This is a genomic window from Bradyrhizobium sp. Rc2d, from assembly GCF_900099855.1.
Taxonomy (GTDB): Bacteria; Pseudomonadota; Alphaproteobacteria; order Rhizobiales; family Xanthobacteraceae; genus Bradyrhizobium.
On sequence record NZ_FNCU01000040.1, the window covers coordinates 67,239 to 80,364 of the forward strand.

Below are 13,126 nucleotides of genomic sequence, written 5' to 3' on the forward strand. Positions count from 1 at the left end.
AAAGGACTCAAGACCGGCGTATGTGTCTGAGTGAGCCCTGGCAGGATGCGCTGGCGCAAAGTGAGCATCGTCGCGCAATTCGAAAGGCGGCGGCGCATTCAGATCAACAACAGGCTCAAGTCCGGTGTAGGTGTCTAAGCGAGCCCTGGCGGCCGATGGTGACGCGGATTCTTGCACTACCTCGTTCAAAAAAGCCCCACCGCCCTCGCTCGGACCGGGCGCGGGAAGCACCTGCAGCAGGTTGGGCCGCCCGGCGAGCACAGCTGGGGAAGCAGACCGTTCACGCGCTTGCAAGCTGAGTGCCCGGTTCGCCTCGATCAGTCTCAAGTAGCTCCGAAGATGCGACAAATCGGGAGCGTAGACTCTCTTTCCAGCCAGTTTGAACGCTATCACATCGTTGTGTAGCGCTAACTGCTCCTTACTAGAGCCGTTAAGTCGGCCAGCTATGCTCCCCCTGTCATTTTCTCTAAGCCACTGACTCAGCGCACGAAGGCGTGTAGCGCGCGCCTGCGCAGCCTGCCTCAACTCCGCAGTCGGATTTTTAAGATCATTCAAGGCCTGGTCGAGCGCGCCCTCAATGAGGGGGGCGTCTTCAGGATGAGGAGTCAGGTGACGGGGGACACCTACTCCACGCGGTTCGGGTGCTCCCCCGCGCAACAGACGACGCAGATCATTCAGAGCCGATCTAACGCGGTTCCGAGGGTCGCGCCCCAAGCTCCTGTACTCCGCAATTTCATTATCCAGTGATGAACCGCCTCTCAACTGAGAAGCTAAAGGATCCCTATTATTGTCGCGGAGCCACCGAATAAAGAGCCTGAGTCCGGAAACACTGTTATTGACGGCCCCGGGGACCATCTTGCGCTGCTCGGCGTCTACCCGGAACCTTGCCAAGAGGTCCGCGTCTTCGGCAGGAAGCATTAGTTCGTCTGGTGATGGGAGACTCCCCGGCGCAAACGTGTTCAGCTGCGCAACGACAGCAAAGCGGCCACCATTCCTCAGATAATCCTGCACATCGGCAACAAAAGAGGCATGGCCAGGAGCGTCGCTGTTCAACCGGCCGGCTATGGGACCTCGATTTTGCTGGCGCAGCCAATGACTTAGATGGTGCAGATCATGCCCCAACTTGTCGACACCTCTCTCGCTTATCTTCGTTTCGCGCGCTGCTTTCTTGATTGCGGAAACGAGCTCCTTATCCTCGGTAAAAGGCTCGGAGCGGCCGCGCTTTGCGCCCACGGAGACGCCCCTATTCAGCGCAGGTAGCGGTTGCTGACTCCCGCTGTTCGGGCCCGGGCCTGGCGTCGCCGCCCTCGCCCCGCTAAACGGGTCTTGTCGCTGGTCGCCGCTCCGGATTCCTCGAGCGCCCTCATCAAGCAAAGTTGTCTGCAACTGGCTCAATTGCTGTTCAAAGCTCGCCTGCAGGCTCGTCCCATCCGCCTGTTGCCCTACCAGCACGTCAGCATCCCGCTGCGTGAAGCCTCGCGCAAATGGGTTCAGGTCACGATTATTGAACTGCGAACCATCCATACTTATCTCTATTTAAGAACATGTGCTGCGGAGTTCCCCCGACGTTCCATCCACGACACGCAGGCCGCGAAGATCGCCGTCCGCATCCAGGGTTATCCTAGCTAAGCTAACTTTCGAGAAGCTGACCGGTCAGACAATAAGCACGTCCACATGCCCCATTTCCTCACACGACCGCTCGGCTGCCGTCGGCACGGAGACAAGCCGGCCCGCGCCTCCCGGACAGTTTCCGCATCTTGAAGCACAAAAACGTGCCAAGACCGGATCAATGCCGGATCTACATGGTCATCTTTCTTCACAGGCGCGGCCTGATCTAGTCCATCGGCGGGAGCCCGATCAGACAAGCCAATCTCGCTTTCGGCGCGCCCGCGAGCTGCTCGGCGCTTCAGCGGGCGAGCGCGCCAGCGCGAATTATCGCCGCGCTGCTCGAGCAGAGAGCCGCCGATCGGCAAGGTCATGTCCGCCTCCTTCCCTCCTTGGACACCTCCGCGACTTGACCAGCGCGACGCGCATCAGCTGCCCTTCGAAACTCCGGGCAAGCAAAATTGAACTGTGAGCGGCTCGCGTCCATCGCCACGACCGCCAAAGCCGCGGCCGCTCCGGACAGGCAGACGCCGGCCCGCCGCGCCGTCCACATGCGCACATCCCGCTGCGGATCCAACCGAGAGCGGGCGAGGAGGTTCGCTGATGAACGACCCTTGCGATCCGTTTGGCTAAAGCGCCAAAAGCGGATGCTCCCAGAGCTATTGAGCAACGATTTAGCGATCGACGCACAAGTTTGTACGTAACGGACAGACGCCTGTGTACCCTGGGCTGGACCTGCTCCAACGACGCCACGACGGTACCCTTCGCAGCAAGCCCTTCGACAAACGCAACCCCATCCGGATCCGGCTGACACAATTCGACTTGCAGTTTGCGTTCGTTAGCAGCGTGTTTGCTCGAAATATTTGAGCGTCGGCACAGCGTATCAAAAACACGACCTTTCTGGTCCAAAGCTTCGTTACTGTAGTGGTCTGTGTGGAGAATGGATTAGCCGCGCGCGAAATCCAGGCAATCTAGGACGTGGACGGCGCTTCCACGCCGATCTTGCCCCTGCTCACCAATGCGGATTCGGCGTCGTCGGTGGGAGTCCGCGAAGAACGCCAGCACGCTCGCGCTCCATAACATCTGCATCGTCAGGCAATGCTCTCGACCACAGGAGAGCGGCTTTCCATGTTGGCCAATACCGCTCGGCATTTCACTGTGACGGACCAGCCGAATGAGCCGCGTTCCACAACCCCATTGTAAAGATGCTCAGATCGGGCATCCGCGCGGCAAGTAGCCTGGTGCGCTCGGACCAATCCTGTCCGCTCTTGGCCAGAATGACCATCTTGAGTTTGAGATCGTCGACGCTGGCCATGCCATTCGGATAGCCAACAAGAAGCTTCAAAATGATGACTATGGTCGCCACTTAGAAACCACGTGATCTTCTGGAAAAGACGAACACATACGACATCACACAAAATATGACGTGCAATGTGCCTTGAGCGCTCACGTGTACAAGCCCATTCAAAAACAGAATGCGACACGCACGTCGACCGCTGGCGGATCCTCGGCTGCCTGTGAGAGGTCGGCGGCTTGAATTTTACGCGGATGAGCTAAAAGGCCTTGAATCGCACGTGGCGTCACGTTGTACCATTGCGAAGTAGCTGACGAGGATGCCCGGCAAATCGGACCGGCCCACTGTTTGCTGCCACCGGTGAGACGATGATACCAATGCGGTCGATGTGTGTACAGCAGAGGGCGACACGGCCCCAATCCCCGCCTGCGGGATCGCGCGAACGGGCTCCGAGTGCTCGCATGCGAACAACACGGTACTTCGTCCCAGCCCAGGAGATGCTGGGTTGCTGCGCTGTGCGGCCGGCACGTTGACGCCCTTCGAACAACCGCGGATCGTCCCTGTTCGGCGCCGCTCATTTAGTCAGTATGACTTTGACGATCCTCAGGACAACGGACAATACACACTTCCAGGTTTGTGCGAGCCAGTGTTGAGCCGCACATCAATATCGTCTGATAAAAAGGAAATGACGCCAGATTTCTCCGATCATTGAGCCTTTCGCAATTAGAATTTGCGGTGAACGTTTTGCCGCAAATAACCGTCGGCAGTTCTCCCTCTGTCGACGACAGACTTCGGCCCGGCCATCGAAATGAGGCCGGGCTTTTTTTCCACCGATGAACGACAGTTTGGAGTGTTCTGGCCCGCGGTGTCTGATGATGGCGAAGGGTTAGGGAGACAAACTTAAGCGATCGATTGGGAGGATAGTTCGTCACATGCTGAAATCGATCAATCCGATCCTAGCGCCCGAGCTGCTCTGGCTGCTCGCCCCCATGGGCCATGGCGACTGCCTCGTGGTCGTCGACGCCAACCACCCGGCCACCCGCATTGTCGCGGCGACTCTGCTCGGAGCGCCTGATCCAGCTGCCGGGCATGAGTCATGGAGAGGACCGTCCGCGCCATCCTAACGCTCTATCCGCTCGACGATGTCGTCGATCCGTGCGCGGTGATGATGCCGGTCGACGATCCCGACCGTGTGCCCGGACGCAGCGCACGATGCTGGCCGAGTTCGAGCGCTCGGTCGGCCGCGCCATCAGTCCCGGCAAGCTCTCGCGTCCGGATTTTTATCGCGCGGCGGCTTCGGGCTTCGGCGTCGTGCAGGTGGGTGACAGCAGGGGATATGGGTGCTTCCTGATCAGGAAGGGCGTGATCAGCTAAGAGAAAAATTCTGCGCAAAATTGCGCAGAACTCTGCACCCAAATTTGAATGGCCTCCGCGCAACCGACCGACTATTGTCGATCCATGTCTCGCCTTGTGTGTCTAACTGCTACTATCATCATGTCGCTGCTGCCGGTCGTCGCGAACGCTGCGCCAATTCAAAAGCGGCCCAAGCCGGTCTGGCAAGGTTACGGCTTCCTGCCAGGCTATCGCCAGCCGCTGAGCAACAGCATTCCGCTCTACAAGCAGAAGGACGCGATGCGTCGGCTCTCGCGCGCCGACCGGCGCCACTGGTATATTGACCCGGTTCCTCAGTACTACGGTTGGGATGGCGAGTGGCATTATTTCGGCAGTCCCGGCTTTGGCGGCGGCCGCTACAACGGCGGGAGCTTCGGGCCGTGTTGGACGCGGACGCCGATCGGGCCGATCTGGAATTGCGGGTGATCGGGCGGCGCGGCTAGGAGAAACTTCGGGCCATTGCGCCGGGATCACGTCGAGGCGTTTACTGACGTCCTCGCCGATCTTCGTCATCGCGCGGCAGCCGCACGGGCAGAGCGTGCTCTCAGATTCGATGATCAGCTCCACCTGCGGCAAATGAGCAGGCAAGTAACCCGATTGCGATGACGATCTTGATCCAATCCGGCGCGAGATCGGCCCCTGGTGATCGCCGCCGCCTTCTCCTGCGCCGCGTCCAGGACGCCTTGCGGGACAATCGGCTGCTGCAGTTATGCTGGACGCCTCACGGCGATCTTGTCCGGAATGAACAACATGCTTCAGCTCGCTTTCCCAATGAGACAATAGCGACACCAAGCGCGTGCTGAAATCCGCCCATCTCAAGGAACTACGAGAACTGATGCAATTGCTTTGGCATTTGTTCGGAGCAGTGCACCAGCTTCCTAGAGGGCCAGATCATACAGCAGCCGTTTAGACGATTAAACGCTTCGACCGCCGGCTGGCAGTGTTGATTCAAGCATCTGAAACGGCTCGGGCTACTGACCGCGAAGTCGTCGGTCGTGCCAGCTCGCTAAATAAGCGACGCAATTGCTGCGGGCAGCGAACTGAGGCGATGGGCCAAATTCCGGACTGTGCACTGCAACAAACAAGCAAGCATTTCACTCGATCACCTCCTCGGCGCGAGCGACGAGCGTCGTCGGCACTTCGATGCCCAGCATCTTGGCGGTCTTAAGGTTGACCACAAGATCAAATTTCGTCGGCTGCTCCACGGGAAGATCAGACGGCTTCCTGCCACGCAGAACCTTGTCGACGAGCTCAGCAGCGCGGCGATAAAGGTCAGTGAGGTTGGGTCCATAAGATATCAGGCCTCCCTCTTCGACGTGCTCCCGCTCACCATAGATAGTCGGCAGCTGCGCCTCCAACGCTAACGTGGCGATCCGACCCCTGTTGTTATTTACAAGCGGATCAGCACACACATAGACAGCGTCTACCCTGCCTTTCAGTGCTTTGAAGGTGGTCCCGATATCCTCCACGCGACGGAATTCAGGTGTGACAAATTCGAGATTAACAGACTTGGCCGTCTTCTGCACATCGCGCATCGCAGCTCCCGCACTACCGGGATTGGCGAGGATTCCCAATCGGCGCAAACTCGGGACCAGCTCGCGAATTAGCTCCAGTCTCTTACCACTTAGATCGGACCCTTGATCGACAGCCCCGTGACGTTTCCGCCTGGTCGCGCCAGACTGGCGACAAGCCCGGTGCCAACTGGGTCGGTCGATATCGCGAAGACGATCGGGATGTCCAAGGTCGCCTGTTTCGCCGCTATAACGGGTCCAGCTCCCGCAGTGACAATGATATCGACCTTCTTGCGCACAAATTCAGTCGCGATTTCGGCGGCGCGCTTGTTGCTGGCCTCCGCCCAGCGATATTCGATAGCCACCTTCCGCCCCTCGGGCCAACCGAGGTCGCTCAGTCGCTGCAAGAAAGCAGGTAGAGATTATCTCTGGGCCGAGGCCGTAGTTGCGCCCAAGTATCCAATGGTCGGTATCCGCTCCCGTTGCTGCGCGCGGGCGACGAGCGGCCACATGGCCACGACACCAAGCATACCAAGAAATCGACGCCGCCTCATTTGTCCGACCCGAGGCATCAAAACGGGCAGCTTATAGTACACAGGAAAGGGCGCGTGGGGTGCCCCTCGACGGCTACCAGATGCGATATATCTATTTTCTCAGTCCGTCCGCGCGTGCGCGGCTCGCCTGCAAAGAAATCGCATATGCGGAGATCATGCGGCGCGGCGCCGGCATGTATCGCGGTAATGCGCGTGGCAAGTAGGCGATGGCCGACAACCAATCGGCACAGCGGCCGCGGCAGCGGCGACCGCCACGCTTCAGCTTGAGCCGACATGTCGGGTCTTGGAAGCGAAGCAGAAATCATGTGCCGAGCCTTACCGGTTGTGACCCGCAGCGGTCCATCGGTGACAGCTGCGCACCGTCCGCTTCCAGACCAGCACCGGACTAGCCCCTCGCAGGCCTAGAACACCGATCCTGGCCCGAGGCTGACGGACACATTGCGTGGACAGCGCGGCATAAGGCGGACTCATTATTGTTCATTGGCAGCCACTCAGGATTGCACTTGCGAAATACTCCGGCGCGTCTTTGAAAGGCAGGTAAATGTTCTTTCTCTTGAAAGGTCTCGAAGTTCTCTAGCTCGCTCCAAACTGTATCGTTCGCCAACAACAAGAGAGCCACCGGTCTGTGTCAGGTCGGCTGCCATATTCGATTTCGATCACAACCTGTCCGCTCACAGGATCTGCTTCACAATTGTTTCAAAAGGAATTAATCTGCTACCGTTGCGGAATTTCAAACTTGATTGGAGCGTCGACGATAATGCGTAAGGAGTATTCAAATGCCAACCAACGGAGAGCCGCGTAGAGCAATTACGCTTGGTGGAGGTGGGCCGGCAGCGGGGCTGCACATCGGGGTTCTGGAGGCCCTTGCCAATCAGCCCGACCTGAAGTTCGACGTATGGTCTTTGTCTTGCATCGGTGCATGGGTCGGTGTCGTCTACAACCAGTCAGACAAATCCAATGCTAAAGGTAAGGTCGAAGAAACATACGAATTCTTCAGAGATGGCGTATTTCGAGATGATGAGGGCTACAGGCGCTTCCCGATAAACACCGTGTTTGGGCCAGATTGGCGCAGCAACATCGACGCATTCAACAAATTCGTTAGTGACCCCAAGAATTATAGGGACTTTCAATGGCAGCCCTACCGGATGTTCGATTACGTCCAGGAATCCCTGTCAATTGTGATGGATCAACTGCCGACCGGTGAAAGGAGATCCTTCAAGAGGTTGGACGAAGGAGATCTCAATCGATGGATACTCAACCAGGTGATGGCTCCTAATCCCTTCATCCGCTATCTGACATCCCTGATGTACCTGTCCAAGTTCAACGGACTCTCCAGAATAAACTACCCGGAGAGCGAGTTCATGAAGAAAATCAAATTCGACCGGCTATCCCCATCCGGTCGCGACGACGCGGAGAAACCCCTGATCTTTCACAACGCGTGGGACCTGGATCATCGCGAGCTCACGTACTTCGCAAATCGTCCGATGCCGGTGCTGAACAAGACCGACGAAAGCATAAAGAAGAGGTACGGCGGCCCTATCACCGCACAGTCCTTATGCGCGTGCTCGGCTCTTCCCTTCATCGAAGAAACCGTGGAGATCGATGGAACGACCTACTGCGAAGGGGCCTTGGTGGACACGGTCAATTTCGAGGGACTGCTCGATCTCCAGGTGAGAGGGCAGAAGCTCGACGAAATATGGATTAGCCGGATTGTCGATTCTAAACAAATCCGAAAGCCAGACAATCTTCACGATGCGCTGGCAAATCTCTGCCAATTGTTTGCAGCTTCGGTTGGCGAAGATGACGTCAAGCTGTTCAAATACCACGTCCGGTACGACAAACGGAAATGCGACGCATCGAAAGACAACGCTGCGGAAGACCAGAATTCCAAAAAAACAAGAGCTAAAGCTTCGAAGAATGACGCTGCGAAGACTAAGAATTTGAAGGCCAAAGATTCGCAAGTTCACAGTTCAAACGACGTATGGAACGGCACTGTCGTCGAAATTCACGTTCCCGGGCACATCAACTTCAAATGGAATCACAGCAACCTGGACAATGGGCGAAAGCTGGGGCGAGAGTCTGCGGAGCAGGCAATCAAGCAATATCGCCAAAACAAGGATACACCCCATCCCGGAGAACCGCTCTTCATCAACGAAAGACCCGAGCAAGATGCGGATTGGCGACGAATTCGCGACGACTATCAAAAGCTGAAGAAAACGCTCGCCGAGAGCTAGAAGATCTGAACTATCGCGGCGTTCCACTTGTAGCCGGGATCACCGCAGTCGATCGAGCAAAGCCCGTGCTTGCTTGAGGTCCTGCGTCTCAAAGCCCTCGGTGAACCAGTCGTAGACGGGCGCGAGGACCTTGACCGCTTCTTCACGGTTTCCTTCCTCCACCCAGAGGGCGGCAAGATCCATTGCGGCTCTGAGTTCAAGAGCTTTGGCCCGTTGGGCACTTGCCGTCGTTAAGGCCTTTTGGAGCAACTCGGTTCCGGCATCCCTTGAACCGCGAAGCATCAGCGTGCGCGCTTTCAATCGATACAACTCGGCCTCAAATATCCGTTCGCTATTGCGACTGGTTGTCGTCAGGCCCCGCTCGATAAGCGCCATCGCAGCCTCGTAATCCTGTCCAAGCAGCAAAGCCGGACACAACAGCACATATAGCGCCGTGATTCCCAGTTGGTAACCCGCGCCACGATATTCGTCCATTGCAGCTCGGATCTCCTCAACGGCGCTGGAGGAGGGGTCAAGCAATGTCACGCATATGCCACGGACGGCCTGCGCCAGCCCGTGCCATTGGCGGAATCCATGCTCCTCCGACAAGCTGCGACAGCGGTCTGCATAGCGTTGCGCGCGAGATATTTCGCCGCGAAGAGCGTGGAGAACAGAGGCATAGTAGCAGGCATACGCTTGCGAGTGAGGATGATTGATGACGTCGGCCCGTTGAATGGCGGCATCCATGCGTGCGCTTGCTGCATCAAAGTGACCGAGCAGCCAGAGAACCCATGACATCAGCGCAAGGTCGGCTACTCCGGCATCCTGACCGGCTGCTCGGGCGGCCAATCTGTCATCCTCAGAGCTTGCCTCGAACTCCGCAACCGCGCGCTCGATAGCTTCGCGGGCATCCGTGAGACGTCCCATGAAAAGGCGTATCATGGCCTGACCGCGGGTCGCATTGAGCAGCGCTGGCCGATCGCCGCGCATCTCGGTGAGATGAAGCAGTGCCGCGATCGTTTCTTGGGCTACCGGCAACTCGCCGCGAATGACGCTCGCGGTCGTCAACCAGAACATAATTTGCAATTGTTCAGGGGGATCCCCGAGGCGCTCGCACAGCTCCCGCGCGCGAGCGAAGGTTGCCACCGCTTTGTTAGAAGCGGGGCCCTGGGTAGCGATGAGGCAGGGTCCCAGCGCGACTGCAAAATCAAGCTCTAACCTGTCCTTTCGTTCACCATTTGCCAAGCGGATAGTGGTCTCGATACCCCGCTCCAATTGAGCGATGGCCTCGAGGTTTGCGGAGCGCATGGCGGCTTTCCTGCCTGCCAGCAGCCAATATCCCGTCGCCTTTTCGAACAGTCCCGCCTCGGTTAGATGATGCGCGATTGTTTCCGGTTGAGCTTCCACGATTTCCGGGAAACGCTGCTCGAAGGCGTCCGCAATCATGGCGTGTAGCGCCGCGCGCCGACTCTTCAGAAGTCCCGAATAGGCAGCATCCCGCACGAGCGCATGTTTAAAGGTGTAAACCGCCCGGGGTATCTCGCCTCGGCAAAATATCAGCTCCGATCGAACCAACTGGCCAAGCGCCTCGTCAAGTCTCTCTCTGGGCATTCCAGCGACAATGCTCAGCAGTTCGTAGGAGAACTCGCGACCAACCACAGCGCCAATCTGAGCCACCTCCCTCACCGGGGCCAACCGATCCAGCCTTGCCATGAGAGACGCATGTAATGTCGTCGGAATCGCCATCGGAGGCAGTGGCCGGCTGAGGACATAATGATCGTCTTGCTCGTGCAACAAGCCTGTTTCGAGCACCGTCTTGGTTAGTTCCTCGACGAAGAGGGGTACGCCATCGGTACGGGCGAGGATCTGGTCCATGACCTCTTTTGGGAGTGTCTTGCCGGCCGTAACGCGCTCGATCAGTGCTGCACCGTTGCGTCGGTTCAGGCGCGTGAGCGAAACCGTCGTCACATGCGCATGACCCGGCCAAGGCGGCATGAAATCCGGCCTCGCGGTGATGAGCACCAGCGCCCGAAGCTGCGGTACTCGTTCCAGTGTAAGCGTCAGCAGCTCAAGCGACGTGGGATCGGCCCAATGAGCATCCTCAAAGGCAATGAAGACGGGCTGACGTGCCGCAAGAGTATTGAGCTGCATCAGAAGCGCCGCCAGTGTGATCTCTTTCCGCTTCTGCGGGCTCAGCTCTGGCAGCTGGTAGCGGCCACCGGCAGGCACCGACAGGAGGTTTGCCAAAGGTGGTACTATCTGGTCTGCGGCAGCACCGGATTGCGCCAGCAAAGCCTGGAGCTTGACGAATTTCACATCTGGCGATTCGGTTCGCTCGAAACGCGCGGCTCGTTCGAGTTGGCGGATGAACGGGTACAGCGCGCTGTTGGTGTGGTGCGCCGAGCAGAAGAGGCGCAGCGTGATGTGCGGTTCGGTTTCCTTGAGTCGTTCTTCGAGCGCTTGTGCGATGTGCGACTTTCCGATGCCCGGCTCTCCGGTGAGCACCACAGCGCTGCCCTCACCACGCGTGGCGTTGTGCCAGCGACGTAACAGCAGATCTATCTCCTCGTCGCGCCCGATTGGGGGTGTCAATCGAGTCTGGTGCAGCGCCTCGAAACGGCTTTCCACCCCGCTCGTTCCCAACACCTCCCAAGCTGGTAGCGGTTCTACCCATCCTTTGAGTATAGCCGGGCCGACATTGCGGTATTCGAATTGTCCCTCCGTGAGTCGACGCGTACTCTCACAGATCAGGACTGTACCCGGCATTGCGAGCGCCTGCAGGCGTGCGGCCAAATTCGGCGTCTCACCAATCACCCCCTGTTCCTTGGCAGCGCCTTCGCCGATCAAGTCGCCGACCACAACCATTCCGGTAGCGATGCCAATGCGAACCTGGAGCACCGCGCCGACATCTGTCTTCAGGTTAGCGACGGCATCCACCAACGCCAACCCGGCGCGGATCGCCTGCTCGGCATCATCCTCGTGCGCCTGGGGAAAGCCGAAATAGGCAAGAACGCCGTCGCCCATATAGCGGGCGATGATCCCCTCAGATTTGGTGATAACCTCAGCGATGCAAGCGTGGTAGACGCCGATTACCGCTCGCAGGTCCTCGGGATCAAGGCGGACCGAGAGTGCAGACGAGCCCACTAGATCGCAAAACATCACCGTGAGCTGACGGCGCTCGGCGCCCTCCCGCGGTACCGTCTTGCTTCCTGTTGGAGCTGCCGGAGGGACATCGCCCCGAAGTTCGGCAATCGCACGCAGCATTTTGCGCCGATGTCCCAGCAAGACGCCAAGGTCCTTCAGGTCCTGCTCCGTAAGATCGCCCAGGACCGAAAGATCAATGGCGTTCTCGGCGAAACGCCCCGCGTACTCACTCAAGCCTATCGATGCTAGCCATTCCGCAATAGCTGTCATGGCAAACCTAATGGCTTCTGTCGTGATAATAGCACGTTTGCTGGACATGCGAAGGGGCTCGTCCAGCCACGACGTGCGCAATCGCCCGTACCGGGAAAACGCCGACGCATAGCTACGGTTCTAACCGACCGATTTGCAGCTCTTCCCATGACCCGATGAGCATGCATTCAGCTTATGACATTCTCGTCCATTTGCGCCAGCGTTGGTCGCATGCCAACTTGCTTCTCGTCTGAAGCATCGACCCATAGGCTTGAGAGCTCGGACCCGAGCCGGAATGTGCGTCCGGTTCTAGAAGTAGACAGGACTAGACTTGCGCGGTTAGGATACTTCCGCTTTCGGGCCCGAAACCGAAATGCGGCCCTAGCCTTTTTTGTCGGCTTGTCAGGGTAGACCGGACGCGAGCGGACGGCGGTTCGAATAGACGCTCATGACCCTGGCTGTGTGAAAAGCCACGAGTCAGCTACGATTCCTCCGTTTCCTGATGGGGGATACGGATGGGACGCTTCGTTGAAGGTGCGGACAGATCCCAGCTGACGCTCTTGCCGGAATGTTTGGAGGATTGGGTAAGCGAAGACAGCGCGGTCCATGTGATCGACGTGTTCGTCGAGGCGCTCGATCTGCATGGAATGGGGTTTGAGCGTGTGATCGCCAAGGAGACGGGCCGGCCCTCCTATCATCCGGCAGTCCTTCTGAAGCTTTACATTTACGGTTATCTCAATCGGGTGCAATCCAGTCGCCGCCTGGAACGTGAGGCGTGCCGCAATATCGAGGTGATGTGGCTGATCGGCCGCCTGGCTCCCGATCACAAGACGATCGCCGATTTCCGGAAGGACAATGGTGCGGCGATCCGGAACGTTTGTGCGAAGTTCATTGCACTATGCCGGCAAATGGGCCTGTTGCAGACCCCAAGCGTCGCAATCGACGGCAGCAAGTTCAAGGCGGTGAACAACCGCGATCGCAACTTCACGCATGCCAAGATGGCGAGGCGGGTAGCGCAGATCGAGGAAAGCGTCGGTCGATATCTGCGTCAACTCGATAGCGCTGATCGGCAGGAGCCATCGGAAGCAATCAGCATCAAGACAACGAGGGTCAAGGAAAAGATCGCTCGGCTGAAGCAGGAGATGAGCCGCCTGGAAGTACTTG

Annotated in this window: 10 protein-coding genes and 1 pseudogene; 6 read left to right on the plus strand and 5 right to left on the minus strand. The window is 58.1% G+C overall.

Annotated elements, in window-relative coordinates; genetic code table 11:
• Positions 1–327 (minus strand): annotated as a pseudogene (locus BLV07_RS48380) (hypothetical protein); the annotation flags it as partial.
• Between the two features lie 999 nt (positions 328–1,326).
• Between BLV07_RS48380 and BLV07_RS46760 the strand changes: the two are divergent.
• Positions 1,327–1,629 carry a hypothetical protein gene (locus tag BLV07_RS46760; protein ID WP_143035571.1) on the plus strand — a complete coding sequence of 101 codons (303 nt, stop codon included), beginning with the start codon at positions 1,327–1,329 and terminating at the stop codon, positions 1,627–1,629.
• Positions 1,630–2,758: 1,129 nt separating this feature from the next.
• On the opposite strand, the gene BLV07_RS34060 is transcribed toward BLV07_RS46760, so the two are convergent.
• Entirely contained in the window at positions 2,759–2,971 is a 213-nt protein-coding gene (locus tag BLV07_RS34060; protein ID WP_091894658.1) for a hypothetical protein, read from the minus strand.
• An 860-nt stretch (positions 2,972–3,831) separates the two neighbouring features.
• Between BLV07_RS34060 and BLV07_RS50440 the strand changes: the two genes are divergently transcribed.
• The 3 genes from BLV07_RS50440 (at position 3,832) to BLV07_RS34070 (ending at position 4,717) form a co-directional block, all read left to right on the plus strand.
• Positions 3,832–4,023 carry an RbsD/FucU domain-containing protein gene (locus BLV07_RS50440; RefSeq protein WP_210187835.1) on the plus strand — a complete coding sequence of 64 codons (192 nt, stop codon included), beginning with the start codon at positions 3,832–3,834 and terminating at the stop codon, positions 4,021–4,023.
• An 88-nt stretch (positions 4,024–4,111) separates the two neighbouring features.
• Complete coding sequence (locus BLV07_RS50445; protein WP_210187836.1) at positions 4,112–4,273, plus strand: RbsD/FucU domain-containing protein; 162 nt, start codon at positions 4,112–4,114, stop codon at positions 4,271–4,273.
• A gap of 84 nt (positions 4,274–4,357) precedes the next feature.
• A complete protein-coding gene (locus tag BLV07_RS34070; protein ID WP_176945938.1) occupies positions 4,358–4,717 on the plus strand; it encodes a hypothetical protein in 360 nt (119 codons plus the stop codon).
• 668 nt (positions 4,718–5,385) lie between these two features.
• On the opposite strand, the gene BLV07_RS49125 is transcribed toward BLV07_RS34070, so the two are convergent.
• Complete coding sequence (locus tag BLV07_RS49125) at positions 5,386–6,006, minus strand: ABC transporter substrate-binding protein (RefSeq protein WP_091894663.1); 621 nt, start codon at positions 6,004–6,006, stop codon at positions 5,386–5,388.
• Positions 5,916–6,209: an ABC transporter substrate binding protein gene (locus BLV07_RS49840; protein WP_091894665.1), complete on the minus strand. Its 294-nt coding sequence runs from the start codon at positions 6,207–6,209 to the stop codon at positions 5,916–5,918. Before BLV07_RS49840 ends, BLV07_RS49125 begins: the two co-directional genes overlap by 91 nt.
• A gap of 923 nt (positions 6,210–7,132) precedes the next feature.
• Between BLV07_RS49840 and BLV07_RS34090 the strand changes: the two genes are divergently transcribed.
• A complete protein-coding gene (locus BLV07_RS34090) occupies positions 7,133–8,590 on the plus strand; it encodes a patatin-like phospholipase family protein (protein ID WP_091894667.1) in 1,458 nt (485 codons plus the stop codon).
• Positions 8,591–8,629: 39 nt separating this feature from the next.
• Here BLV07_RS34090 and BLV07_RS34095 read toward each other — a convergent pair whose 3' ends face one another.
• Positions 8,630–12,031, minus strand: a complete 3,402-nt coding sequence (locus tag BLV07_RS34095) for an AAA family ATPase (RefSeq protein WP_244551304.1) — start codon at positions 12,029–12,031, stop codon at positions 8,630–8,632.
• A gap of 446 nt (positions 12,032–12,477) precedes the next feature.
• Between BLV07_RS34095 and BLV07_RS34100 the strand changes: the two genes are divergently transcribed.
• Positions 12,478–13,126, plus strand: a 649-nt coding sequence (locus BLV07_RS34100) for a transposase (RefSeq protein ID WP_143035572.1), incomplete at its 3' end; no start/stop codon positions are given.

What these genes read in the sequence shown, in the direction of transcription:
- BLV07_RS50440 (WP_210187835.1), top strand. Translation starts at nt 3,832, where the DNA reads ATGCTGAAATCGATCAATCCGATCCTAGCGCCCGAGCTGCTCTGGCTG.
- BLV07_RS50445 (WP_210187836.1), top strand. Translation starts at nt 4,112, where the DNA reads ATGCTGGCCGAGTTCGAGCGCTCGGTCGGCCGCGCCATCAGTCCCGGC.
- BLV07_RS34070 (WP_176945938.1), top strand. Translation starts at nt 4,358, where the DNA reads ATGTCTCGCCTTGTGTGTCTAACTGCTACTATCATCATGTCGCTGCTG.
- BLV07_RS34090 (WP_091894667.1), top strand. Translation starts at nt 7,133, where the DNA reads ATGCCAACCAACGGAGAGCCGCGTAGAGCAATTACGCTTGGTGGAGGT.
- BLV07_RS34095 (WP_244551304.1), bottom strand. Translation starts at nt 12,031, where the DNA reads ATGTCCAGCAAACGTGCTATTATCACGACAGAAGCCATTAGGTTTGCC.